This window comes from Pantoea sp. SM3, from assembly GCF_000963995.1.
GTDB classification, from domain to species: domain Bacteria; phylum Pseudomonadota; class Gammaproteobacteria; order Enterobacterales; family Enterobacteriaceae; genus Pantoea; species Pantoea rwandensis_B.
This window is the reverse complement of the sequence record NZ_JZRD01000040.1, coordinates 56755-79916: the sequence shown is the minus strand read 5'-3', so window position 1 is coordinate 79916 and position 23162 is coordinate 56755. Positions and strand designations below refer to the sequence as shown.

Annotated in this window: 22 protein-coding genes; 10 read left to right on the top strand and 12 right to left on the bottom strand. The window is 54.0% G+C overall.

What is annotated here, in order from left to right; all coding sequences use genetic code 11:
* Nucleotides 1-88 precede the first annotated feature (88 nt).
* Entirely contained in the window at nt 89-1429 is a 1341-nt protein-coding gene (gene pmbA / locus VI01_RS21490) for a metalloprotease PmbA (RefSeq protein WP_045816560.1), read from the bottom strand.
* A gap of 116 nt (nt 1430-1545) precedes the next feature.
* Between pmbA and yjgA the strand changes: the two genes are divergently transcribed.
* Nucleotides 1546-2094 (top strand): ribosome biogenesis factor YjgA, encoded by a 549-nt coding sequence (yjgA, locus tag VI01_RS21485; RefSeq protein ID WP_045816559.1) that lies wholly within the window; start codon nt 1546-1548, stop codon nt 2092-2094.
* 111 nt (nt 2095-2205) lie between these two features.
* Here the strand turns inward: yjgA and mpl are convergent, their stop codons facing one another.
* Nucleotides 2206-3561, bottom strand: a complete 1356-nt coding sequence (gene mpl / locus VI01_RS21480; protein WP_045816558.1) for a UDP-N-acetylmuramate:L-alanyl-gamma-D-glutamyl-meso-diaminopimelate ligase — start codon at nt 3559-3561, stop codon at nt 2206-2208.
* A gap of 166 nt (nt 3562-3727) precedes the next feature.
* On the opposite strand from mpl, the gene fbp reads away from it, so the two are divergent.
* Nucleotides 3728-4732, top strand: coding sequence for a class 1 fructose-bisphosphatase (fbp, locus tag VI01_RS21475; protein WP_038644485.1), 1005 nt, complete (start codon nt 3728-3730; stop codon nt 4730-4732).
* 56 nt (nt 4733-4788) lie between these two features.
* Here fbp and VI01_RS21470 read toward each other — a convergent pair whose 3' ends face one another.
* Entirely contained in the window at nt 4789-5046 is a 258-nt protein-coding gene (locus VI01_RS21470) for a helix-turn-helix transcriptional regulator (protein WP_045816557.1), read from the bottom strand.
* Nucleotides 5047-5138: 92 nt separating this feature from the next.
* Between VI01_RS21470 and VI01_RS21465 the strand changes: the two genes are divergently transcribed.
* The gene (locus tag VI01_RS21465) at nt 5139-5429 is read left to right on the top strand and encodes a helix-turn-helix domain-containing protein (RefSeq protein WP_045816556.1); all 291 of its coding nucleotides are present in this window, start codon (nt 5139-5141) and stop codon (nt 5427-5429) included.
* Between the two features lie 17 nt (nt 5430-5446).
* Here the strand turns inward: VI01_RS21465 and VI01_RS21460 are convergent, their stop codons facing one another.
* A complete protein-coding gene (locus tag VI01_RS21460; protein ID WP_038649843.1) occupies nt 5447-7006 on the bottom strand; it encodes a methyl-accepting chemotaxis protein in 1560 nt (519 codons plus the stop codon).
* 171 nt (nt 7007-7177) lie between these two features.
* Between VI01_RS21460 and VI01_RS21455 the strand changes: the two genes are divergently transcribed.
* The 3 genes from VI01_RS21455 to ppa all read left to right on the top strand — a co-directional run bounded on the left by VI01_RS21455 (nt 7178) and on the right by ppa (nt 8743).
* On the top strand, nt 7178-7591 hold the full coding sequence (locus tag VI01_RS21455; RefSeq protein WP_045816555.1) for a lysozyme inhibitor LprI family protein: 414 nt from the start codon (nt 7178-7180) through the stop codon (nt 7589-7591).
* Nucleotides 7592-7662: 71 nt separating this feature from the next.
* Nucleotides 7663-8112: a DUF441 domain-containing protein gene (locus VI01_RS21450; protein ID WP_038644476.1), complete on the top strand. Its 450-nt coding sequence runs from the start codon at nt 7663-7665 to the stop codon at nt 8110-8112.
* Nucleotides 8113-8212: 100 nt separating this feature from the next.
* On the top strand, nt 8213-8743 hold the full coding sequence (ppa, locus tag VI01_RS21445) for an inorganic diphosphatase (RefSeq protein WP_034829250.1): 531 nt from the start codon (nt 8213-8215) through the stop codon (nt 8741-8743).
* A gap of 54 nt (nt 8744-8797) precedes the next feature.
* Here the strand turns inward: ppa and VI01_RS21440 are convergent, their stop codons facing one another.
* Genes VI01_RS21440 through VI01_RS21430 form a run of 3 tightly spaced genes read right to left on the bottom strand, consistent with a single transcriptional unit; the run spans nt 8798 to nt 14660 of the window.
* The gene (locus tag VI01_RS21440) at nt 8798-9151 is read right to left on the bottom strand and encodes a gamma-glutamylcyclotransferase (RefSeq protein ID WP_034829253.1); all 354 of its coding nucleotides are present in this window, start codon (nt 9149-9151) and stop codon (nt 8798-8800) included.
* A 2-nt stretch (nt 9152-9153) separates the two neighbouring features.
* Nucleotides 9154-12924 carry a translocation/assembly module TamB domain-containing protein gene (locus VI01_RS21435; protein ID WP_045816554.1) on the bottom strand — a complete coding sequence of 1257 codons (3771 nt, stop codon included), beginning with the start codon at nt 12922-12924 and terminating at the stop codon, nt 9154-9156.
* Nucleotides 12921-14660: an autotransporter assembly complex family protein gene (locus VI01_RS21430; RefSeq protein ID WP_038644462.1), complete on the bottom strand. Its 1740-nt coding sequence runs from the start codon at nt 14658-14660 to the stop codon at nt 12921-12923. Before VI01_RS21430 ends, VI01_RS21435 begins: the two co-directional genes overlap by 4 nt.
* 449 nt (nt 14661-15109) lie before the next feature.
* Here VI01_RS21430 and VI01_RS21425 point away from each other — a divergent pair, with 449 nt between their 5' ends.
* The gene (locus VI01_RS21425; protein ID WP_034829259.1) at nt 15110-16447 is read left to right on the top strand and encodes a hemolysin family protein; all 1338 of its coding nucleotides are present in this window, start codon (nt 15110-15112) and stop codon (nt 16445-16447) included.
* Between the two features lie 86 nt (nt 16448-16533).
* On the opposite strand, the gene VI01_RS21420 is transcribed toward VI01_RS21425, so the two are convergent.
* Nucleotides 16534-16740, bottom strand: coding sequence for a DUF1107 domain-containing protein (locus VI01_RS21420; RefSeq protein ID WP_045816553.1), 207 nt, complete (start codon nt 16738-16740; stop codon nt 16534-16536).
* 313 nt (nt 16741-17053) lie between these two features.
* On the opposite strand from VI01_RS21420, the gene VI01_RS21415 reads away from it, so the two are divergent.
* The gene (locus tag VI01_RS21415; protein WP_045816552.1) at nt 17054-17608 is read left to right on the top strand and encodes a YtfJ family protein; all 555 of its coding nucleotides are present in this window, start codon (nt 17054-17056) and stop codon (nt 17606-17608) included.
* 264 nt (nt 17609-17872) lie between these two features.
* On the opposite strand, the gene cysQ is transcribed toward VI01_RS21415, so the two are convergent.
* Nucleotides 17873-18619: a 3'(2'),5'-bisphosphate nucleotidase CysQ gene (gene cysQ, locus VI01_RS21410; RefSeq protein ID WP_038644453.1), complete on the bottom strand. Its 747-nt coding sequence runs from the start codon at nt 18617-18619 to the stop codon at nt 17873-17875.
* A gap of 293 nt (nt 18620-18912) precedes the next feature.
* On the opposite strand from cysQ, the gene VI01_RS21405 reads away from it, so the two are divergent.
* Entirely contained in the window at nt 18913-20859 is a 1947-nt protein-coding gene (locus tag VI01_RS21405; RefSeq protein WP_045816551.1) for a bifunctional 2',3'-cyclic-nucleotide 2'-phosphodiesterase/3'-nucleotidase, read from the top strand.
* Nucleotides 20860-20863: 4 nt separating this feature from the next.
* Here the strand turns inward: VI01_RS21405 and VI01_RS21400 are convergent, their stop codons facing one another.
* The 3 genes from VI01_RS21400 to fklB form a co-directional block, all read right to left on the bottom strand.
* A complete protein-coding gene (locus VI01_RS21400) occupies nt 20864-21169 on the bottom strand; it encodes a type II toxin-antitoxin system RelE/ParE family toxin (RefSeq protein WP_045816550.1) in 306 nt (101 codons plus the stop codon).
* A complete protein-coding gene (locus VI01_RS21395) occupies nt 21170-21418 on the bottom strand; it encodes a type II toxin-antitoxin system Phd/YefM family antitoxin (RefSeq protein WP_038644444.1) in 249 nt (82 codons plus the stop codon).
* A 121-nt stretch (nt 21419-21539) separates the two neighbouring features.
* Nucleotides 21540-22160, bottom strand: a complete 621-nt coding sequence (fklB, locus tag VI01_RS21390) for an FKBP-type peptidyl-prolyl cis-trans isomerase (protein WP_038644441.1) — start codon at nt 22158-22160, stop codon at nt 21540-21542.
* A gap of 214 nt (nt 22161-22374) precedes the next feature.
* Here fklB and VI01_RS21385 point away from each other — a divergent pair, with 214 nt between their 5' ends.
* Complete coding sequence (locus VI01_RS21385; RefSeq protein ID WP_156102775.1) at nt 22375-23031, top strand: LysM-like peptidoglycan-binding domain-containing protein; 657 nt, start codon at nt 22375-22377, stop codon at nt 23029-23031.
* The last annotated feature ends 131 nt before the right edge of the window (nt 23032-23162 follow it).

Here is a 23162-nt window from a genome sequence, read left to right as displayed (position 1 = left end):
CCTTTCTGTCACGCGAATAATTTTAGGGGTTTTATTGTCGGGCTAAAAAAAAAGCAGCCTTGCGGGCTGCTTTCATGAAGCGATGTCTTTATTGTCCGGCGATTTTCATCTCCGGCAGCAGCACCGACCCGCATTGTATATTGCTGCGCGTTTCAATGTCGTTACCGAGCGTTACCATATTGAGCCACATATCCTTGAGGTTGCCCGCAATTGTGATCTCGCTCACAGGATATTGGATTTCACCGTTTTCCACCCAGAAGCCTGAGGCACCGCGCGAATAGTCACCGGTCATGGCGCTGACGCTGGAGCCCATCATTTCGGTGACCACTAAACCACGGCCCATCTGCTTCAGCATATCTTCAAAGCTATGCCCCTGGCCCGCAATGCGCCAGTTGTGAATACCGCCCGCATGGCCAGTGCTCTGCAGGCCAAGCTTGCGTGCCGAATAGCTGGTCAGCAGCCAGTTTTGCAGCACGCCATCTTTGATGATGTCGCGCGCCTGAGTGCGGACACCTTCGCTGTCGAACGGCGTAGACGCCAGCCCTTTTAGCAGGTGCGGCTTCTCTTCAATCGTCAGCCACTCAGGCAGGATCTGTTTGCCGAGTGAATCCAGCAGGAAGGTCGCTTTGCGATAGACGCTGCCGCCGCTGATCATGCCGACCAGATGGCCAAACAGACCCGTCGCCACTTCCGGCGCGAAGATCACCGGCGCTTTCATGGTTGGCAGTTTGCGCGGCGCCAGACGTGACAACACACGACGTGCGCACTCTTGCCCTACCCAATCGGCAGTTTGCAGATCGTCAATAGAGCGGCCGATGGTGTAAGCGTAATCGCGCTCCATGTTGCCATCCTGCTCGGCAATCACGCAGCTGGAGAGCGAATGGCGGCTAGAGCAGTAGCTCTGCAACATGCCGTGGCTGTTACCGAAGACTTTGATGCCGACGTGGCTGTTGAAGCTGCCGCCTTCGGTATTGGTAATGCGCTTGTCAGCCTGCAACGACGCCTGTTCTGCCTGAGCGGCCCATTCGATAGCGCGATCGGCATCGATCTCCCACGGATGGTAAAGATCGAGATCCGGCGCTTCAAATGCCAGCAGATCGGGATCGGCCGGGGCACCAAAAGGATCAACCGAGGTGTAGCGCGCAATGTCGATCGCCGCCTGCACGGTGCGTTTGATGGCATCCGGGCTGAGGTCGGTTGAAGAAGCACTGCCTTTGCGGTTCTGATGATAGACGGTGATGCCCAGCGCACCATCGCTGTTGAATTCGACATTTTCCACTTCGCCATAGCGGGTACTGACGCCGATGCCGGTAGTTTTGGTCACCGCAACTTCTGCTCCATCGGTGCTGGCTTTCGCCAGTTCCAGCGCCTGCGCGACAGCCTGTTCTAACACTTTACGTTGTTCTGCAACCTGAGTAGATACGTTCATCGACCTGCCGTCTAATCTTAAGTATGAATTTATTGAGTCTATCAGACTCAGAGAACAATTTCGCAGTCGCCCGATAAACTGGTAGGATTAGCCTCTTTTTTTTAGGGAGCCAAGAGATGACCAAGCAGCCCGATAACTGGCTCGACGATGTGCCAGATAATCAAAACGAAGAAGATGAAGACGAAGAGATTATCTGGGTCAGCAAAAGCGAAATTAAACGCGACGCCGAAGAGCTGAAACGCCTGGGCGCCGAGTTAGTGGATTTGGGGAAAAACTCCCTCGACAAAATTCCACTCGACGATGATCTGCGTGCCGCTATTGAGCTGGCACAGCGTATTAAAAAGGAAGGCCGTCGCCGCCAGTTGCAGCTGATCGGTAAGATGTTGCGCGCGCGCGATGAAGATCCGATTCGTCAGGCACTGGATAAGCTGAAGAACCGCCATAACCAGCAGGTGGCGCTGTTCCATAAACTCGAGCAACTGCGCGATCGCATGATCGAGAAAGGCGATGACGCTATCGCGGAAGTGATTAACCTCTATCCGCAGGCCGATCGCCAGCAACTGCGCACCATGATCCGTAATGCGCAGAAAGAGAAAGCCGCTAACAAGCCACCGAAAGCCACCCGTCAGATCTTCCAGTATCTGCGCGAACTGGCCGAGGCGTGAGTTTACCGCGTGCATAAAAAGGGTCGCCAACAGGCGACCCTTTTTAATTTGGGTGGTTAACAGAGTGTCATCAAACTCTGTGGCAACCCCGATTTAAGGGGCGCCACGCCATCAACGTCCCAATCTCTCCAGCAGTTTCTGGTGAATGCCACCAAAGCCGCCGTTACTCATCACCAGAATGGAATCACCTGGCTGGGCTTCTTTTGCCACCATTTCCACCAGCGTATCGATATCCGCGCTCCACTTCGCCGGCTGGATGCAGGCTTCCGCGACATCAGACACCTGCCATGGAATGTGGTGCGGCTGGAACAGGAACACTTTATCGGCGCGACCCAGTGACGGCGCCAGCTCGTTTTTGCTTACGCCCATTTTCATGGTGTTGGAGCGCGGCTCCAGCACCGCCAGAATACGTGCGGTGCCACCGACTTTGCTGCGCAGCGCCGCCAGCGTCGCCAGGATTGCAGTGGGGTGATGGGCAAAATCGTCATACACCTTGATGGCATTCACTTCACCACGCAGCTCAAGACGACGGCGCGCATTGATGAAGCTGCTGAGCGCCTCACCGGCATCCACCGGCTTCACGCCGACGTGCCGCGCGGCCGCAATCGCCATCAGGCCATTGTGCATGTTGTGCTCGCCGACCAGCGCCCAGTTCACTTCACCGACTTTCTCGCCATCCAGCCAGATTTCCCAGTGGGAGGAGTCCGGTGTCAGCTTTTTCGCCTGCCAGTGGCCGTTATCGCCAACCGTTTCCTGTTCACTCCAGCAGCCCATCGCCATCACTTGCTTGAGATTGTTATCGTGCTCCGGCAGCAGAATTTTGCCCTGGCCCGGCACGATGCGAATCAGGTGATGGAACTGCTTCTGGATCGCGCGCAGATCGTCAAAGATATCGGCGTGATCGAATTCGAGATTGTTAAGGATCAGCGTGCGCGGGCAGTAATGGACAAATTTGGAACGTTTGTCGAAGAACGCGCTGTCGTATTCATCCGCCTCAATCACGAAGAATGGACTTTTTCCTAATTTTGCCGAAACCTCGAAGTTTCCCGGCACACCACCAATGATGAAGCCCGGTTCAAGGCCACAGGCCTCCAGAATCCACGCTGCCATGCCTGCGGTGGTCGTTTTGCCATGGGTTCCGGCCACGGCCAGCACCCAACGGTCACGCAGCACGAAATCGTGCAGCCACTGCGGGCCAGAGAGGTACGGAATGTTGCGTTCCAGAACCGCTTCCACACACGGATTGCCGCGCGTCATGGCGTTGCCGATGATCACCAGATCCGGCTGCGGATCGAGCTGACTGGCATCATAACCTTCTGTCAATTCAATGCCTTGCTGTTCCAGCAAGGTGCTCATCGGCGGATAGACATTGGCGTCAGAGCCGGTCACTTCATGCCCTAGCGAACGGGCCAGCATTGCCAGTCCGCCCATGAAGGTGCCACAAATCCCAAGGATGTGAATGCGCATATAAAGATCCATTACTCAAAAGTTCGGCGCACAGTGTAACCCCGAGCAGAGTGGGAAGAAACGGATTAGGACTATGGTTTTTAAAGTTCAATCGGCTAAACTGCGCTCATACGTTGGTAGCGTGTTACATCTGCTGCCACTCCACCGTAGATTCAGGGAATGTGTTATGAAAACGTTAGGCGAATTCATCGTCGAGAAGCAACACGACTTTCCACACGCCACAGGTGAACTGACGGCGCTGATTTCCTCCATTAAGCTCGGAGCTAAGATTATCCACCGCGACATCAACAAAGCGGGTCTGGTGGATATTCTCGGTGCCAGCGGCGTGGAAAACGTGCAGGGCGAACAGCAGATGAAGCTGGACCTCTTCGCGAATGAAAAATTGAAAGCTGCTCTGAAAGCGCGTGGTGTGGTTGCCGGTATCGCTTCCGAAGAAGAAGATGAGTTCGTGATCTTTGAAGGCTCAGAAGACGGTAAATATGTGGTGTTGATGGATCCGCTGGACGGATCTTCCAACATCGACGTAAACGTTTCCGTTGGCACCATTTTCTCTATCTACCACCGCATCAGTGAGCCGGGTACGCCGATCACCGAAGCTGACTTTATGCAGCCAGGCAACAAGCAGGTTGCGGCAGGCTATGTGGTTTACGGTTCTTCCACCATGATGGTTTACACCACCGGCGTGGGCGTGCATGCGTTTACTTACGATCCGTCTCTGGGCGTATTCTGCCTGAGCCACGAGCGCATGACCTTCCCGGAGAAAGGCTACACCTACTCCATCAACGAAGGTAACTACATTCGCTTCCCTCAGGGCGTGAAGAAATACCTGAAGTTCTGCCAAGAAGAAGATATCGCTACCAAGCGCCCATACACCTCGCGCTATATCGGTTCACTGGTGGCAGACTTCCACCGTAACCTGCTGAAAGGCGGCATCTATTTGTATCCAAGCACCGCCAGCCACCCGAAAGGCAAGCTGCGTCTGCTGTACGAGTGCAACCCGATGGCATTCCTGGCTGAACAAGCTGGCGGTAAAGCCAGCGATGGCGAGCATCGTATCCTCGATATCCAGCCAGAAACGCTGCACCAGCGCTGCCCGTTCTTCTGCGGCAACGATGCGATGGTGGATGACGTTGAGCGCTTTATCCGTGAGTTCCCGGACAGCCACGAATAAGTTGATGTGATGTGAAAAAAGCCCGCGACTTTGTCAGCGGGCTTTTTTTTATTGGCTTATTTTCGGCGCTTTGCCTGCCGATCGATGAGCTCTCCGTGCAGGGAGTAGTAGCGGCTGGGCCAGATTTCATCCGGTGCAACGCCAATCGCTTCAGCAATCAGCCATTCGCCCTTAGGCCAGGGTCGAATTAAGGCATTGCCCAGCGTAGTGGAACATAAGCCCGCCGCACTAGATACGGCGGCTAATGACGTCCCTCTCTTGCGTAAGGCGGCAATAATATCGGCCTGATGCCAGTCCTGCTTGCTTTTACCCACGTCACTCTCCTTAGTTCTCGTTATAGGTTGCCATAACGATACTACGTTACTCGTAGTATCTGACAAGCAGCAAATCTACGATTCTCGTAGGTATGAAACCGACCTCTTCCCTGCAAAATACCTTCTGCCGACGCCTGAAACAGGCGCGTCTGGTGAAGGGTTTTTCGCAAAAAGGGTTAGGGATTGCCGCGGGTATTGAAGAGTTTTCCGCCAGTGCGCGCATTAATCGTTATGAAGTCGGTGTGCATCAGCCCGATTTACTGACGCTGCAACTGCTGGCGAAAGCGCTGGATATCCCTGCCGCCTATTTTCTGGCAGAAGATGACCAGTTAGCCGAGATGATCCTGCGCTTTGCTGAAGAGGTGAGTGGCAACGTGCAATAACGCACGTTGCACCCGGTTTACGCGGTGGCCACGCGGAACTGCGCCATCGATTCCTGCAACTGCTGTGACTGCGCTTCCAGCGACTGCGTAGCGGCACTGGCTTCTTCCACCAGCGCGGCGTTTTGCTGCGCGGCTTCATCCATTTGCGTCACCGCCTGATTCACCTGCTCAATCCCGCGGCTCTGCTCTTCCGAGGCAATAGAGATCTCTTTCATCAGTGAGGTGACACGCATCACTTCGCTGGAGATTTCATCCATGGTCTCACCGGCGCGCGTCGCCATGTCGCTGCCCTCTTTGACGCGCGTTTGTGATTCGCTGATCAACTCACGAATCTCTTTGGCGGCGGTAGCACTGCGACCGGCCAGCGTACGCACTTCGTTGGCGACCACAGCAAAGCCACGGCCCTGCTCACCAGCACGCGCGGCTTCCACTGAGGCGTTCAGCGCGAGGATATTGGTCTGGAATGCGATACCATCAATCACACTGAGGATGTCGCCGATGCGGTTAGAGCTTTGGGTGATCTCCTGCATCTTCTCCATCACGTAACCCACCACCTCTGCGCCACGGTCGGCGCTGGTCGACACATTGCTGGCCAGCTGATTGGCCTGCTGAGCGTTACTGGCGTTAAGACGGACGGTGGCGGTCAGCTGCTCCATGCTGGCGGCAGTTTGCTCCAGCGAGGCGGCAGACTCTTCGGTACGCTGCGACAGATGCACCGTGCCCGCCGCCAGTTCACGGCTGCCCACATCAATCTGCATGCTGGCTTCACGCACCTGACTCACCGAATCACGCAGCGCCAGCTGCATGTCGGAAAGGGCTTGATTCAGGCGACCAATTTCATTTTTACCTGCGGCAGGTAAAGGCTGCGAGAGATCGCCCGCCGCAATCTGTTCCAGATGTACGATTGCGTTGTCCAGAGGACGCAGCAGCGAGCGACGCAACAACTGCCAGGCCAGTACAATCAGCACCAGTGTCAGTACCATCACCACGCCAATCATCACCTTCATCCGGACTTCGTTGTCAGCCGCCTGCTTGAGGCGTGCCGCAGAGACTTCATCGGCGTAAATACTGAAATCATTTACCGCCTTCGAATAGTTTGCTGCCAGCTGTGATTGTTTGCCTTCCAGCACCTGATAGTACTCATCGGTGTACTGTTTTTTTAAGGCATCCATCATGGGCGTGATGCCTTCTTTATCGTAGACGTTGTAGGTCGCCACAATCGCATCGGCCAGAGTTTTACCATGCGCTGTTACAGTGCCCGCATCGACAAACGCCTGCAGCAATTTGTGTGAGCTGTCCACTGCAGCCTGCGCCTGCTGTGTGACTTTGGCGCCATCATCCAATAGGCCAATCTCGATTTTGCGCACCGCCAATGCCGCGTTAGCACGTGCGCGCATCAGCTCAGAGCGGCTCTGATACAACTTGTTCAGCTCAATCCCCTGAATGCGGTTCAGCGCGTCCAGAGATTGATTTCCAGCATTAATGGCATAAATGCCCATGGCGCTGACGGCTAACAGCATCACCGTCATGATGGCCAACAACGCAAGTAAAGCGGTACGTATTGATAGTTGTCTGATCATGATCATTCCCGTGTGTATGAAAAGGCAGAACTCCACTGGCCCTAAAACGGAGAGATTATCGGCAGCTGATCGCAGAAACTTTATCCAATGTTGATGGTCAATCTGCCGACGTTCGCTTACCCTTCAGCTTTTCTGAAGTCCGCTGCGCAAAAATGAAGGAATGAAATGATGAAAAAGTGGCTCCCGATTGCCTGTCTGTTCGCCAGTAGTATGGCTATGGCACAGACGCATCCGCTCGACCAGCAGCTGCAGCAGTGTCTGGACAAGGAATCCAGCACCGCAGGCATGTCCCAGTGCTACGGCAGCGCCAATAAGGCCTGGGATAAAGAGATGAATACGCAGTACAACCAGGTGATGAAAAAATTAACTGGCGAACCTAAAGACAAATTACGAGCTGCCCAGCGCGCGTGGCTGGCCTATCGCGACAGTTGGATGGAAGCCAGCCGCAGCTATTTCCTCAGCAGCCAGGGCAGCATGGCAGCGCTTTCTGTTGGGGCGCAGGGGGTAAATCTGGTGCGGAATCAGGCACTGATGTTGCAATCAATGAACAAAGGCAGTTGCGCCAATCCCGATGATTGTTGATAAATGGTGGCGTTAAAAAAACGTCAGCGCAGGCACTGACCTGCGCACCCATCCATCTTCAGGGAGAAATCATGGCTGCTTATGCCTCTACCATCATTCTGGTCTGCCTCGCCGTCCTGAGCTATTTCGTTCATAACAGTGCCGTTACCATTTCCATTCTGATCCTGCTCGCCATCAAGCTGACACCGCTGTCGCAGTTCTTCCCGTATGTGGAAAAACAGGGCATTCAGATCGGTATTATTATTCTAACCGTCGCGGTGATGGCGCCACTGGCGAGTGGGACGTTGCCCGCTTCATCCTTGCTGAAGTCATTTGCTAACTGGCAATCGATCGTGGCGATTATCGTCGGGGTGTTTGTTGCCTGGCTGGGCGGGCGCGGCGTCAGTTTTATGAGCGTGCAGCCTTCAGTGATTGGTGGATTGTTGATCGGTACCGTGATTGGCGTGGCCTTTTTCCGTGGTGTGCCGGTCGGACCACTGATTGCTGCAGGGATTGTCTCGCTGTTTGTCACCGCGAAGTAGGCCGTTGGAGCATTCCGAAACGCCAAAAAGGGGGCATACTTTCAGAGTCAGTTGGCTATAATAGCCGTCACTCAACATATGACCAATGAAGGAAAGCCAGATGAGTTTGAACCAGGTGCCTGCAGGTAAAGAACTGCCAGAAGATATCTATGTCGTTATCGAGATCCCAGCCAATGCTGATCCGATCAAATATGAAGTGGACAAAGAGTCTGGCGCCCTGTTTGTAGACCGTTTCATGTCTACCGCCATGTTCTATCCGTGCAACTACGGTTACATCAACCACACCCTGTCTCTGGATGGTGATCCGGTTGACGTGTTGGTGCCAACCCCGTATCCGCTGGTGCCGGGATCAGTGATTCGCTGCCGTCCCGTTGGCGTGCTGAAAATGACCGACGAGTCTGGCGAAGATGCCAAGCTGGTTGCGGTTCCGCACACCAAACTGAGCAAAGAATACGATCACATCAAAGATGTGAACGACCTGCCAGAACTGCTGAAAGCGCAGATCACCCACTTCTTTGAGCACTACAAAGATCTGGAAAAAGGCAAATGGGTTAAAGTTGACGGCTGGGACAACGCTGAAGCGGCCAAAGCTGAAATCATCTCTTCTTACGAGCGCGCACAGAAGAAATAATCTTCTCTGCCTCGCAAGCATAAAAAAACACCGTCCAATGGACGGTGTTTTTATTTATGCCTCGGGTGCGTCGTCGCGCTTTAGCCAGTCACCGCTCGCAATCCGGGTACGACCCGCAATCGAACGCTGATAGACATACAGCCAGGCACTGCCGTAAGGCGTCTGGATGAGTTGGCGTTTGTATTCGCCATTCTTAGTGCGCAAGGCATCAAGTTCGCCAAGCGTGCTGGCGTCGATGCGATACACTTCGCAGAAGACGGTTCCCTCATCTTCAACGACGCCCGGATAGTGACCCAGATTGTAGAGCGCAAACCCCTCAATCTGATGGTCGCCGAGCCATTGCGCATTCGTCATCCAGTGACTGTTTCCCTGTTTGCGCCGTAAACTGCCGTAGACAATTATTCGCATTGCTAAAACTCAAACTGATAGAGCAAATCCAGTGCCTGATCGAGACCGGACACGGCTTCCAAATAGAGTTTGGGCATCAGGCGGTAACGCAAGGTTAACGTCGCCAGTGAATCAAATATGCCAACACCGTATTTTACTTGTAGACCCGGCAGCACATAACCGCTCACCTGCACCTGCTGGCTGTCGCCCACACCGGTGGTATCAAGTGCGAGGTTACTGACGCCGAATGTCTCGCCGATTTTACCCATAACCTGACCACTTTGTGCAACCCCTAACCCCACAAGTGCTGAAGTTAATGCATTACTGTCGCCATCGCTGCTGAGTCCCTGACCGCGTAATAAGTAAGAAAGCGCTTCCTGCTGCGACATGGCGGGGTCAGAGAACACCTCGACTTTCGGCTCATCGGCCAGGCCGGTGACGCGAATACCAGCGGTGACATCATCTTCGGTGGCTTCCGGGTTACGTATCGCTTCAAGGTTGACGTACGGCTGATCTGGCGGTCCGGCAAACTGTAGCTCGCCTTTACGCACAATCAAATCCTGCCCGTAAGCGTGGAAGCGGCCATCGGGAATATTGATCTGTCCGTTTAAGCCCAGACCGGTTTTATCCTGCACCAGTTTAAGATCGCCATTCAGCTTGGCTTTCAGACCAAAGGCTGACAGCCGTACATCGTTACCGACGTGGATCACCAGGTTACTGTTGATCGGAATGGCGGCGGTCTTCGGCTGAATCGGCTTGAGATCTTTATCCAGCATCACCTCATCCGAGGAGACGCCAGTGGCGCTTTCTGGTACTTCCTGCACCGTAATACGCGCCCACGGAATATCGACCTTACCATCCAGATTAAACGCGGCTGGCGTGGCTTCAAACACCAGGTCTGGCGAAACATCCATACGCACCATCGGCGGCACGGTGACGCGAATACGGTTGCCCTGCGCAGTGATACGCGCTCGCCAGTTATCCAGCTGGCTCCAGTCGGCGTTGCCGCCCAGATTGAGGTTACCCTGCGTCGTCTGCAACAGGCCGTTAAGCGTCGAACTCATGCCGTTGAACACCATGTTCAGATTGGCGGAGGTGAGTGTGACCGGCATAAAGCTGGCCTGCACGTTGACATCGCTCAATCCCAACTGGCCAAACACCTGCGGCTGTTGCAGTGTGCCGCCCAGACGCAGGTTACTGTTGAGATTGCCTTTGATCTTCTCGCCCTGCATCAACGCCGGGTTGAACATCGCCAGCGACAGATTGCTGATGCCGATGTTGCCGGACAGCTGGCGACGGGTTTGCGGATCGGCAATCTGCACATTACCGCTCAGCTGGCCGTTGTTGACGATGTGAATCAGCCAGTCGAGTTGGGCACGACCGTTGCGCATCGCGGCATTCAGGTTCAGCGTGTCAAAGGCGATCGGCAACGTGTTGCCCTGCACGTCTTGTTCGACTTTCACGCCGTTTCCTTTCAGTGATACGGTACCGGTTGGCAGCGCGCCATCGGCGGTCCAGTTCACTCGCGCATCGCCACTGAATACGCCATTAAGCTTGGTCGCATCGGTGAGGAAAGGTTTGATCATCGCCAAATCGAAGCGGTTCAGCACCACATGGGCATGACCGCTGGCCCCGGCTTCAATCGGCTCCGGTACACACAGTTGCGCATTCGGGTTTTGCCAGCAGTGCGGACCGATGGTGGCGGTCTGCTTAGTGTTGAGGTAATCAATCGCCATCGCACGCGTCAGACGCCATTCGCCGACCGGGGTATCAAAGTGCGTGTTGTTGAGATTGCCCTGCCAGCGTTCGGTTTTGCGATCGAAGCTGCCGTTGAGTGCCAACTGACCGGAGACCGGTTCGCCTTCCACGTTCAGCTTGAGCTGATGCTGCTTCTCATTGCCATCAGCGTTCAGCGTCAGCAGATTGATTTTCAGTGCGTCCTGTTGCAGTTGCTCGACGCGCAGTTGCAGCTTACCGGCGATCTGATCGCTGGATTTCACATCGCCTTCCAGCGCCACACGACGGATCTGCAATTGCTGCCAGCGCAAGCCGGTTGCCGTGAGATCGGCCAGCAGCTGCGGTGCCTGTAAGGTGCCGCGCGCTTTTACCGTGCCTTTCGCCACGCCGCCGAGTCCTGGCAGTGCATTATCCAGATGCGGCGCATCGATGTTGGCGTCGAGATTCAGGGTATCGCCCAGTTCGCCTTTCACATCCAGATGGTTACGGCCCAACGCGATGTTGATACCCGGGATTTTCCACTGGTTATAGCTGTTGCCGGTCAGTGAGCCATTGGCGCTGACGGCGTTCTGCTTCACGTTCCCTTTCAGCTCCAGCTGTGGCACGCTCAGCTGCCAGCTTCCGCCGTACAGGCTGCCACGCGTGGCGATTTTGCCGTCGAGTTTGGCAGGCCAGTCCGGGTACTGTTTGGCGGTGTTGATGCCAGAGAGCGTCAATTCGCTGCGCCAGCTAATGGCTTTGCTCCAGTCCACCAGCGCGGTTAAATCAACGTTACCCTGCAGTGCCGCCACGCGCAGCTTGTCCAGGCTGAACTGCTGCACGTTGCCCTTGCCATCAAGCGCAATGGTCGCCGGCGGCACGGCTTCGCCTTTCACAGCGGTGCGCAGTGACATCACATAATCAGTGGCTTTGCCTTTGAACTGATAATCGAGGTTATCCGCCTGATACTGCACCGGGCCGGTAAGCGGCCAGCGCAACTCCGGGCTGGTGAGTTTCAGTGACAGAGGCAGACCCGCCACCGCCGGTTGCGCGGCGGCATCCAGCTGTGCGCGGACCGGGCCAGAGAGATTCAGCCCCAGCTTAAGCTCTTCACGCATCGCGCCGCTGAGATTCATTTTGATCTTCTCGCCCTTGATCGGATCGAGATTTAACGATCCGCTGAGCGCGAAATTCACCGGCCAGTTATCTGCCAGCTGCGCATCACCGCTGGCGTTCAACTGCCCTTGCGGTGAATCGATGTCAAAAGTTTCTAACTGAAGATGGCGGTCAGCGGTTTTGGCTTTCAGCAACAGACGGGTAATCGACACATCGGTATCGCCGGTCAAGCGCAGCTGTTCGCCGAGCAGTTCCTGTACGGTGATATCCCAAGGCAGCTGGAAGTCAGGCAGTTCGGGTAACAGCGGTTTAGCGAACATCTCTTGCAGCGTTTCACCCAAGGGTTTCTCATCCGGCTGCGGCTGTTGCACTTTCGGCTGCACCACTTGCTCATCAACCACTTTCGCCGCCTTCGGCAGCGCAATCAGCAGACTTTGAATATGCGTTGGGGTTAACGTCAACGCGCGCCCCTGCCAGTTAAGGCCGGTGGTGAAGTCCAGCAGCGAGATGGACGTGTCATCCACTTTGACATTGATGTTATGCAGGCCGATCTTGCTGAGCGTAATCGGATACGGCGTGGTCAGGTTGGTGCTACCGCTCTCTTCCTGCGGCGGGGGCGCAGCGGCCGGGGCCATTTTCTTGCTGTCGACCACCACGCTGACATCCTGCAAGCCGATGTCATTCACGCACACCGACGAGTGCAGCAGGCAGTTCAGGTTGAGCGCCAGATGGAAGCGTCCAGCATCCACGCTCACGCCCGGCATCTCATACTTCACACCACTCAGCGTCAGATCGCGCCAGCCACCTTCAACTTTGTTGATCGATAAACCGGGCACCCAGCGATCGGCACCTTTCAGCACCAGGTGCAATCCGGGTGTGGTGCCAATCAGAAACGCCACACTGCCAAACAGCACCACCAGAAAAATACCGAATCCAATCAGGACCTTTTTCCACAGCTTCATAGTTCAGGCCCCAGTCCTACATAGAATTGCAAACCATGTTCCTTGTCATCGCCAATCGGCCGCGCGATATCAAATTTGATTGGCCCGACCGGAGAAGCCCAGCGCACACCAACACCGGCACCGGTTTTGAAATCACTCTGTTTGATGTCGTTTACCGCTTCACCGGAATCAACAAACACCGCGCCCCACCACTTGCCGGTCACGTTGTATTGATACTCCAGCGAGCCGGTGGCCATTTTAGAGGCACCGGTCAGCTTGCCGTCGCTATCACGTGGGGAGACATCTTTGTATTTATAGCCGCGAATACTGCGGTCGCCCCCGGCGAAGAAGCGCAGGTCTGGTGGGACTTTGTCAAAATCGTTGGTTTCGATCCAGCCAAGGTTACCGCGTACCACAAAGCGATTTTTCTCGCCCAGCATGCGGATCCAGACGTTTTGCGCCTGCAGGATCAGGAAGTCGACATCCGATCCCCAGGTAGTATCGGAGACATCGACGGAATAACGCTGCGAGTCGCCCCAGGTTGGCATCAAGCCACCGCGCGAACGCGTGCGGCTCAAACTCACGCCTGGATAGAGCAGCATGGTGGTGTTGGTGACACTGCCTTGGGTGAAGTGATCGAGACTCCACTTCAGGTTAACCGCGCGCTGCCAGCCGGAGCTGCTGTCCCAGTTACGCGAAACGCCCAGCGTGGTGGTGTCCGCTTTGGTGTCGTTGAGATCGGTACGCTTCAAACCACCCGAGAAGGTGTAATACTGCTCCAGCGGGCTTTTCAGCAAGGGTACTTTATAGCTGAGATCGAGCTGTTGTTCAGGCGCGGAAATATAGGAACTGGCAGTCAGGCTATGGCCGCTGCTGTTAATCCAAGGTTTTTTCCACGTGCCTTTCAGGCGCGGGCCGACGTCGGTGGAATAGCCCACACCGGCTTCGATGGTGTTCTCAACCCGTGGCGATACCGCCGCATTGAGCGGCAGCACTTTGGTTTGACGGCCCTTGTCGAATTCGGGGGCGACAACCACCGAGTTAAACCAACCCGTGGCGGATAAACGGCGGTTTAATTCCGCCAAATCGCGCGAGCTGTAAGGGTCGCCCTTTTTGAACGGCACCAGATTACGCAGATAGGCTTCGTTGATTTGCGAGCCCTGGAAGCTGACATCGCCAAAACGGTAGCGCGGGCCACTGTCGTAGTCGATATCCCAGAATGCTTCGCGTCTTTCGACCGAAACGCCAAGCTGGCTTTGCTTAAAGTCACCGTCGAAGTAACCATTACGCAGTGCCAGGCTGGAGAAGCCATTTTTAAATTTGTCGTATTCGCCGTGATTGAGTTGGGTGCCAACTTTCGGCGTGCCCTGCTTCACCCAGGCTTTATAATCATCATCGTTTTTCGCCGCCCCTTCGACCACAATGTGGCTGCCACCGATCTTCACCGGTTCACCGGGTTTGACGTGGGCGATCAGCACCGGTCTGCCACCCTGCGGCGGTGCAGGACGCGACTCGAAATCGATTTCGGGTTCGTAATAACCGAGTGCCCGCAAACCTTCCTTGATAGCCTGTGAAACACGCGCCTGGAAGCGCCCATCGCTCGACACTTCGTCAGTACCAATGGTGGACAAGCGTGCCCTGACGTTCTTTTGTAAATCCCCGGTTAGCCCTTCAAGCTGCAAGCGCACTTTCGCTGCCTCAACGGCAGGTGCAGCAAGCAACAGGCTGGCCAAACAATAAATATGCAATCGCGGCACGCGTACTCCTGTTAATAATGCCTGCCCCTCATTCCGCAGGGGCGTTATTTCTCATCGGAGGCTATCACCACCACTCGCTTACCCATCAGCATAGCCGCTCTTTTTGGCGGATGGCTGAGGAAAAATGGTCACTAAGCCAAATCATTTCCTATTGTCGGTAAATGGGGGGATCGATACAACACCGAAGCCGCACTTCTGCGATAGAGAGGGGCGCACTCGGATTATTCCGACCTCCTTGTGCGCGCCTCTGGCGGCGGCATAAGCGCTGCTGCTATAATCAGCACCCAGCAGGCATGACCTGCTTTCCTTTCTGCCCCGACGTTAACGTTCCTTGTCGAAATGGCGCAGACATTTTTGGCACGGATAGCTCTGTATGACAGGTGAATACTGGATGTTCCCCTGCGCTGCCCAGGCCAAAAATGACAAGTGATTAACCCAACGGATCTTTTATGCTCGATAGCTTACTTGTCATTCTTTTACTGATTGTGATCAGTTCATTCTTTTCTCTTTCGGAGATCTCGCTGGCGGCTGCCCGTAAGATCAAACTCAAACTGCTCGCCGATGAAGGCAACATCAATGCGCAGCGCGTGCTGAAAATGCAGGAACAGCCTGGCATGTTCTTCACCGTGGTGCAGATTGGCCTCAATGCCGTGGCCATCCTCGGTGGTATTGTCGGTGATGCCGCGTTTTCCCCCGCCTTCAGCAGTTTATTTAGCCGCTTTATGGCCCCTGAACTGGCCGATCAGCTCAGCTTTATCTGTTCCTTCACCGTCGTCACCAGCCTGTTTATTTTGTTTGCCGATTTAACGCCGAAGCGCGTGGGGATGATCGCGCCAGAAGCGGTGGCGCTGCGCATCATCAATCCGATGCGCTTCTGCTTGCTGGTGATGCGCCCGCTGGTGTGGCTGTTTAACGGGCTGGCCAACGTGTTTTTCCGCATCTTCAAGCTGCCGATGGTGCGTAAAGACGACATCACCTCCGACGATATTTACGCGGTGGTGGAAGCCGGTGCGCTGGCTGGCGTGCTGCGTAAACAGGAACACGAACTGATCGAAAACGTGTTTGAGCTGGAATCGCGTACCGTGCCGTCTTCGATGACGTCACGCGAGAACGTGGTGTGGTTTGATCTGCACGAAGATGAAAACAGCCTCAAAACCAAAATCGCCCAGCATCCGCACTCTAAATTCCTGGTGTGTGATGGCGACATTGACCATATCGTCGGCTATGTCGATTCCAAAGAGTTGCTGCTGCGCGTGCTGGGCAATCAAAGCCTGACCCTGAGCAGCGGCGTGCAGATTCGCTCTGCGCTGATTGTGCCGGACACGTTAACGCTCTCTGAAGCGCTGGAAAGCTTTAAAACTGCGGGCGAAGACTTCGCGGTCATCATGAACGAATACGCGTTGGTGGTGGGGATCATTACCCTCAACGACGTGATGACCACGCTGATGGGTGATTTGGTCGGCCAGGGTCAGGAAGAGCAGATTGTGGCGCGTGATGAGAACTCATGGCTGGTTGAAGGCGGCACACCGATTGATGACGTGATGCGTGTGCTGGATATCGATGATTTCCCACAGTCCGGCAACTATGAAACCATTGGTGGTTTCATGATGTACATGCTGCGCAAAATCCCGAAACGCACCGATTTCGTCAAGTTTTCAGGTTACAAGTTTGAAGTGGTGGATATCGACAGTTATCGCATCGACCAGCTGCTGGTGACGCGTATTGACGATCGTCCGCCGGTGCTGAGTGTGACGAAGAGCGCCACTGATGAGCTGGAGTCGCCATAGTAACGGGCGGCAGAAAAAAACAAGGCGCGATTTCTCGCGCCGCTACTGAGGGCGCCGGATTGCATGGCGCCCTTTCTTTTTACTGCTTAGTTGTATTCGGTTTGCAAACGCAGAACCTGGCGGTTGATCTCGGACATCACGCTAAGGTGCTGTTTATCTTTGACGCGGGGCAACATCACTTTGCCTTTATCGAACTCAAACGCGCCAACATCCTTGATATACAACCTTCCTTTAAACAGCGTTTTTACGTATTTCGCAATTTGCAGCGGATTATAGCGCTGGAAGATTTTCATACTGTCTAACTCCTGAACAGATGTACTACGCTTCGTCGTTGCCAAATCCGGTACGAACCCATGAAGCGCAAATGAGGCATAACTATAGAACACCAATCGTTACGTATGTTCCGAAAAGGTGAATTTTTTACTGAATTGACACATTATAACAGAACACTCTGTTATGCCGTTCACAAAACCCAGTATAAACCTTCACTCATTAAGGAATTGTGGCGTGGGTTGCAAAGCTGTTAACTCATCGCGACAGGCGCATCATCCACACCTAATATTGCAAAAACATGAATAACTGGTCGGATCACTAAGGAGTATCACCATGCGTTTGGCACACTCTGTGTTAGCACTGGCACTGCTGGTTCCCAGCCTTGTCTCAGCCCATGCTTTTAAGATCGGCGATCGTGTTCCGCCAGTGGGCGTGAGCGACAAAGGCGAACTGCTTTATCAACAAGATAAGTTTAGCTACCAACCGTGGAATAGCGCGCAGCTGAGTGGAAAAGTGCGTGTCATCTTACATATTGCCGGGCGTTCTTCGGCTAAAGAACAGAATGCCGCGCTGATTGAAGCGATAAAAGCGGCAAAATTCCCGCATGACCGTTACCAGACCACCACCATTGTGAATACTGATGATGCGATTCCCGGCACGGGGATGTTTGTGCGCAGCAGTATTGAGAGCAACAAGAAGCAATATCCGTGGTCGCAGTTTATTGTCGACAGCAATGGCAACGTGCGTAAAGTCTGGCAGCTGGAAAAAGGCGGTTCAACCATTGTGGTGCTGGATAAGACCGGGCATGTGCGTTACGCCAAAGAGGGTGCACTTACGCAGGATGAAGTGCAGCAGGCGATGAAACTGATCCGTGAGCTGTTGCAGTAAAAACAGTGGTCGCCATCAAGGTACGACCCTATGTTGCCCGACTACACGTCCACCTCATCCCGCATATTAAAAGCACAACGACTGGCTGGGGTTTGTTAACTGATTGGGATATTTACGGCGAAAATGCAGGATGCATTTTCAGGACTTATCGCAGATCTTTTAACGACGAAAATTCAGGATGAGCTTCCATTGCTCATCGCGGACTTTTACAGGGAAAATACCGGGTAGCATTGTTAAAGGGTGCGCAGTGATGCGCACCCGCAATTAAAACAGCGAAACGCGGAAACCCGGGTTCAGGAAAGATTCGCGCGGCGTGTAGTCCAGGGTTTTGCCCTGCCAGTCATGTACGTGGGCACCCGCCGCAATGGCCACCGCGTGACCCGCTCCGGTATCCCAAATGTTCGTTGGCCCAAAGCGTGGATACAGTTGCGCTTTGCCTTCCGCCACCAGACAAAATTTCAGCGAAGAGCCAATCGCCGTGGTTTGATGTTCGCCTAACTGCGTCAGATACTCTTTCAGCTCTTCATCTTTATCTGCATGCGAACGGCTGACAACCACCAGCAGTGGACGCGCCTCGCGCACCTGAATCTGCGTTTTATGGCCGCCCTCTTCTTTCCAGGCTTTGCCTTCAGCTGCCGAATACATCACACCCAGCGCGGGCGCATAGACGACACCTAATACCGGCTTGCCGTTTTCAATCAAGGCAATATTGACGGTAAATTCGCCATTGCGCTTGATAAACTCTTTGGTGCCATCCAGTGGATCAACCAGCCAATATTTTTTCCAGTTCTGGCGCACAGACCAACTCGGCGGATCTTCCTCTGATAATACCGGCACTTCTGGGGAGAGCGCGGCCAGCCCTTCCACGATGACTTTGTGCGCCGCGAGATCGGCAGCCGTCACCGGCGAATCATCCGACTTGCTCGTCACATCCATCGGCTGCTCACCCGCATAGACATGCATAATGGCATCACCCGCTTCACGCGCCAGTTGGCTAATTTTATCTAACATTCTTCACCTCTTTTCCGCTGATTCTGCCTGTCAGACATCAACAGCTCACCTCAACACATTTTAGCAGTTGTGTTCCCATGCTTTGCGGCTGAACTGTCTGAAACGGCAATCTATATGATTATCAATACCATAGTTCATAGATGGCGGCTATGGCGCGATGCTGATTCCCTTTTCACCACGCGACTGCGGCAATGAAGGCTTAAAAGTCCGAGCTTCATCACAAATTGAAATGATAATTCGTCATTGTTTTACATTATTTTGAGAGGCCCATTCGAACGAACAAGGAGCAAGCGATGTTCAAAGCGAGCATGTCGTTATTGGCGCTGTGTGTATCTGCTGCAACGGTACAGGCTGCCACCGTGGATCTGCGCATTCTGGAAACCACCGATCTGCACAGTAATATGATGGATTTCGATTACTACAAAGATACGCCTACCGAGAAATTTGGTCTGGTGCGCACCGCCACGCTGATTCAGCAGGCGCGCGCGGAAGCGAAAAACAGTGTGCTGGTTGATAACGGCGACATTATTCAGGGCAGCCCGCTGGGCGATTACATGGCGGCTAAGGGGCTTAAAAAAGGGGATGTGCATCCAGTATATAAAGCGATGAACACGCTGGATTACGCAGTGGGAAACTTAGGCAATCACGAATTCAATTACGGCTTACCCTATCTGCAAAAGGCGATTGCCGGCGCGCGTTTCCCCTATGTGAATGCCAATATTATCGAAGAAAAGAGCGGAAAACCGCTATTTACCCCCTACTTAATCAAAGAAACCACCGTTACCGACCGCAGCGGCAGCGCGCACCGCTTAAAAATTGGCTACATCGGCTTCGTTCCACCACAGATTATGGTATGGGATCGCAACAATCTGCAGGGTAAGGTGCGTGTTGATGACATCACGGAAACAGCGAAGCGCTATGTGCCGGAAATGCGCGCAAAAGGTGCTGAAATAATCATCGCTATTCCGCACTCAGGTTTAAGCAGTGAGCCTTATCACGCCATGGCGGAGAATTCGGTCTACTACCTCAGCAAGGTGCCGGGCATTAGCGCCATTATGTTTGGTCACGCGCATGCGGTATTCCCCAGTAAAGAGTTCGCGGCCATTCAGGGCGCTGACATCGCACAGGGCACGCTGAACGGTGTTCCGGCAGTGATGCCCGGCATGTGGGGCGATCATCTTGGCGTGGTCGATTTGGTGCTGAATAATAAAGGCGGGAAATGGCAGGTCACCCAGGGTAAAGCTGAAGCGCGGCCCATTTACGATCCGGTTGCCAAAAAATCACTGGCAGCAGAAGACGCCGATCTGGTGAAAGTGCTGGAGCCTGATCATCGTGCCACGCGTGAGTTCGTTGCTAAGCCGATCGGTAAATCGGCTGATGTGATGTACAGCTATCTGTCGCTGGTGCAGGACGATCCTACCGTACAGATCGTCAATAATGCGCAGCGCGCCTATGTTGAGCACTTTATTCAGGGCGATCCCGATCTCGGTCGCCTGCCAGTGCTTTCCGCTGCCGCACCGTTTAAAGCCGGTGGCCGTAAAAACGATCCTGCCAGCTACACCGAAGTGGAGAAAGGTGAGCTGACTTTCCGTAATGCCGCCGATCTTTATCTCTATCCCAATACGCTGGTGGTAATGAAAGTGACGGGTGCGCAGGTGAAGGAGTGGCTGGAATGCTCGGCCGCGCAGTTTAATCAGATCGATCCGCACACTAGCAAACCGCAAGCACTGATTAACTGGGATTTTCGTACCTACAATTTCGATGTGATTGACGGCGTGGATTATCAAATTGATGTCACGCAACCTGCGCGCTACGACGGGGAATGTACGTTGATCAATCAAGACGCTTCACGCATTAAAGATTTGACGTGGCAAGATAAGCCAATCGATCCCAACGCGGTATTCCTGGTCGCCACCAACAACTATCGCGCCTATGGCGGTAAATTTGCCGGCACCGGCGATAAATATGTGGCATTTGCCTCACCGGATGAGAACCGTTCAGTGGTCGCGGCTTATATCAGTAGCGAAACCAAAGCACACGGCGAAGTGAAACCGCAGGCCGATCACAACTGGCGTTTAGCGCCGATTCACAGTGATACACCGCTGGATATTCGTTTTGAAACCGCACCAGGCGAGAAAGCCACGCAGTTTATTGAGAAGTACGCAGATTATCCGATGAAAGCGGTGGGCAGTGACGAGATTGGTTTTGCGATTTGGCAGGTAGATTTGCAGAAGCAGTAACAGACTATAGCCGGGCTGCCAAATGAATGGAAGGCACCCGGCTTTGATGCATAACCGCGAGCACAATTATTCCCTGCTGCATGACCTGGTAATAAACCATATGGCTAACAAAGGGAAAACTGAGTACGCCTTCGGCAAGATCGGACGCTCTGCAGATCCCCATGGCTGGGAGTTCAGACAGCGTGTGTAATGTGCGCTGCAAACGCCTCAAGTATTGATGAGACTGCGCTTCGCCCCAGTGCTGTAAGGTGAACTGACGAATATCGACAAGATCCTGCCGCGCTTCATCCGTGAGCTGAAATTTGGCCATTTAATCCAGTAGTTGATTGAAAAATGTTTCACCATCGGTCAGTCGTCCGTTGGCAACGTCTTCTCTGGCTCGGGCAATTTTTTCCTGCAAAAACTGCTGCTTCATGAGCTCAATTGCCTGAAACTCTTCAGCAGATATGACAACGGCGACAGGTTTTCCGTTCCGACTGATTTGTACCGGTTCACGTTGAGCTTTGAGAAGCATATCCCCAAATTGCGTTTTAGCTTCGTTGGCAGAGAGTAAATACATTTCGCACCTTCCGCTTGAATCGTTCGATTCGCTCATTGTATTAGCCAATCGGGTAAAGTTCAGCCAGATTTACAAACAAAAAAACCGGCAATTATGCCGGTTTCAATGAATTGCTGAATGATTACAGAATTTCCAGCAGCTCGACTTCGAACACCAATGTGCTGAATGGCGGGATGGATGCACCCGCACCGCGCTCGCCGTAGGCGAGGTTTTGTGGAATCACTAATTCCCACTTAGAACCCACTGGCATCAGGGTCAGCGCTTCAATCCAGCCAGCGATAACGCCGCTTACCGGGAATTCAGCCGGTTCGCCACGTGCCACTGAGCTATCAAACACCGTACCGTCGATCAGTTTGCCTGTGTAGTGCACACGGACACGATCCTGACGTGATGGAATCGGGCCATCACCTTGAGCGATTACGCTGAACTGCAGACCAGATTCCGTGCTGCTCACGCCTTCACGCTGCGCATTCTGCTCCAGGAATTTATGGCCTTCAGCCGCCATAGCTTCCACACGCTCACGACGTACGCCTTCTGCACGTTCGTGCACTTCACGCAGCGCGCGATGTACCACATCAACAGGCACAGCCGGTGAGTTCCCTTCCAGCGCATCGCGCAGACCCGCGAGCAGTGCTTCCGGCTGCAGACCCTGCAGTCCAGATTCCTGCAGCTGCTGGCCGACCTGTAAACCGATACCGTAACTTGCTTGTGATTCGACGCTGTCGAATGAAGGGGTGGTCATCTTGATTCCTTAATCCCGGAGAAAATAGAAACGGCAGCATAACAGCGCAGGCGGCTGGCGTAAAATCTGCAGCGCCGCAGATGACATTTCTCAGCGAAAGAGAAACAATACGCAGGTCAAATTTTTCAATGCTGGCAGGCACTTCGTGCCCGCATTGCCCATACTATAGCTGTGGCAACGTTTTCGTCGTACAGCGCTAAGAAAGAGAGAATACATGGGCCAGATTGCCCCACGACGCCGCAGGACGCGCGCACCGCGTGCTTTTACTTTATCGAGGTTGCAACGTTGGCTGCCGCAATTTCCGCGCAAGGCCGCCAGCGAGGAGGATTCACGAATGGCTTCTGATACCCCTTCCCGCGTTCCCGCCGTGCTGCTGCGCGTCTGGCATCTGCTGGATGATGTGCGCTGGATGAACCCACTGCCGGCCTTCCATCGCCGTGGCATTGTGATTGCCTTGTTGGTTCTGCTATTGGCGTTTCTGTGGCCGAGCAGTACGCCGCAATATCCGATTGAGCGCCCGGCAGATAACAGCAGCAAAGAGGTGCCGTTGCAGGCGGAGATTTACGACAACAAGCAGCCGCAGAACACCCAACCGAAAACCGATTCTCAGGGTGAGTGGCACAACTATACCGTGGCATCAGGTCAGACGCTGGCACAGCTGTTCCGCGACAATAATCTGCCGGTCAATGATGTGTTCGCCATGGCACGCGTTGAGGGCGACGATCAGCCTCTTAGCGCACTGAAGAATGGACAACAGGTGAAGATTCGTCAGAACGCGCAAGGCGTGGTGACAGGATTAACGGTGGATGGCAGCAACGGCCCGGTGCTGTTTACCCGTCAGCCCGACGGCAGCTTTATCCGCGCCCAGTAAATTGCAGAAACAAAAACGCCGGCACAGGGCCGGCGTTTTCGCGTTACCGAGTATACTCGTCATACTTCAAGTTGCTGATGCGTTGGCTTCGCTCATTCACCTCAGTCACTTACCTAAGTAAGCTCCTGAAA

Coding starts and splice junctions, on each gene's coding strand:
- pmbA (WP_045816560.1), bottom strand. CDS start 1,429: ATGAACGTATCTACTCAGGTTGCAGAACAACGTAAAGTGTTAGAACAG.
- yjgA (WP_045816559.1), top strand. CDS start 1,546: ATGACCAAGCAGCCCGATAACTGGCTCGACGATGTGCCAGATAATCAA.
- mpl (WP_045816558.1), bottom strand. CDS start 3,561: ATGCGCATTCACATCCTTGGGATTTGTGGCACCTTCATGGGCGGACTG.
- fbp (WP_038644485.1), top strand. CDS start 3,728: ATGAAAACGTTAGGCGAATTCATCGTCGAGAAGCAACACGACTTTCCA.
- VI01_RS21465 (WP_045816556.1), top strand. CDS start 5,139: ATGAAACCGACCTCTTCCCTGCAAAATACCTTCTGCCGACGCCTGAAA.
- VI01_RS21455 (WP_045816555.1), top strand. CDS start 7,178: ATGAAAAAGTGGCTCCCGATTGCCTGTCTGTTCGCCAGTAGTATGGCT.
- VI01_RS21450 (WP_038644476.1), top strand. CDS start 7,663: ATGGCTGCTTATGCCTCTACCATCATTCTGGTCTGCCTCGCCGTCCTG.
- ppa (WP_034829250.1), top strand. CDS start 8,213: ATGAGTTTGAACCAGGTGCCTGCAGGTAAAGAACTGCCAGAAGATATC.
- VI01_RS21440 (WP_034829253.1), bottom strand. CDS start 9,151: ATGCGAATAATTGTCTACGGCAGTTTACGGCGCAAACAGGGAAACAGT.
- VI01_RS21435 (WP_045816554.1), bottom strand. CDS start 12,924: ATGAAGCTGTGGAAAAAGGTCCTGATTGGATTCGGTATTTTTCTGGTG.
- VI01_RS21425 (WP_034829259.1), top strand. CDS start 15,110: ATGCTCGATAGCTTACTTGTCATTCTTTTACTGATTGTGATCAGTTCA.
- VI01_RS21420 (WP_045816553.1), bottom strand. CDS start 16,740: ATGAAAATCTTCCAGCGCTATAATCCGCTGCAAATTGCGAAATACGTA.
- VI01_RS21415 (WP_045816552.1), top strand. CDS start 17,054: ATGCGTTTGGCACACTCTGTGTTAGCACTGGCACTGCTGGTTCCCAGC.
- cysQ (WP_038644453.1), bottom strand. CDS start 18,619: ATGTTAGATAAAATTAGCCAACTGGCGCGTGAAGCGGGTGATGCCATT.
- VI01_RS21405 (WP_045816551.1), top strand. CDS start 18,913: ATGTTCAAAGCGAGCATGTCGTTATTGGCGCTGTGTGTATCTGCTGCA.
- VI01_RS21400 (WP_045816550.1), bottom strand. CDS start 21,169: ATGGCCAAATTTCAGCTCACGGATGAAGCGCGGCAGGATCTTGTCGAT.
- VI01_RS21395 (WP_038644444.1), bottom strand. CDS start 21,418: ATGTATTTACTCTCTGCCAACGAAGCTAAAACGCAATTTGGGGATATG.
- fklB (WP_038644441.1), bottom strand. CDS start 22,160: ATGACCACCCCTTCATTCGACAGCGTCGAATCACAAGCAAGTTACGGT.
- VI01_RS21385 (WP_156102775.1), top strand. CDS start 22,375: ATGGGCCAGATTGCCCCACGACGCCGCAGGACGCGCGCACCGCGTGCT.